Source organism: Brasilonema octagenarum UFV-OR1 (genome assembly GCF_963888615.1).
Classification (GTDB): domain Bacteria; phylum Cyanobacteriota; class Cyanobacteriia; order Cyanobacteriales; family Nostocaceae; genus Brasilonema; species Brasilonema sennae.
The window spans coordinates 1-731 of sequence record NZ_CAWPKW010000075.1 but is presented as its reverse complement, the minus strand read 5'-3'; the positions used below and the strand labels follow the sequence as shown (position 1 = coordinate 731).

Annotated in this window: 1 protein-coding gene; it reads left to right on the top strand. The window is 43.2% G+C overall.

The window, feature by feature from the left end:
* Positions 1 to 617, top strand: a 617-nt coding sequence (locus tag AC5590_RS05610) for an SDR family oxidoreductase (RefSeq protein WP_169269037.1), incomplete at its 5' end; no start/stop codon positions are given.
* Positions 618 to 731: the final 114 nt, after the last annotated feature.

Genomic DNA, 731 nt, shown 5'->3' with positions numbered 1-731 from the left:
AAACCAAAGGTAAGGAAGCAGCGGAAAAATTACAGGCTGAAGGGTTTGATGTGCACCATATCAAACTTGATGTGACAGATATCTCCTCTATCGCCACTGCTACCAAACAGATTGAAGAACGTTTTGGTAAGCTCGATATTTTGGTCAACAATGCAGGCATTAACATTGACTCGGGAACGAATCCGAGCGACCTTGATCTCAATGTTTTAAAACAGACATTCGAGACAAATTTCTTCAGTGCTTTTGCAGTATTGCAAGCAACGCTACCTCTAATTAGCAAGAGTAATGCTGGTCGCATCGTGAATATGTCAAGTACTCTTGGCTCCATGACTGACACCCTTGATCCCAACTCACACTATTTTGGATTGCGAGGGCTAGCTTATCAAGCGAGTAAAGCAGCGCTCAATGAAATCACAGTTCAGTTTTCTAAGGAATTAACTGATACACCAATTAAGGTCAATTCTGCTTGCCCCGGTTGGGTGCAGACAGACATGGGCAGTGCAGATGCACCAGGAACAGTAGAAGAAGGTGCTGACACTCCTGTATGGCTTGCTACACTTCCAGAAGATGGTCCAACAGGTGGTTTCTTTAATTCGCGCAAGCCAATCCCTTGGTAATTTTTGACATAGGTGGGTACTACCCACCTTTTTTATTGATTGCACACATTGAGAGGAACAAGTATGACCATTTCAAAATTATCTGCTTCAGAGCAAGAAACAATCACAGATGCG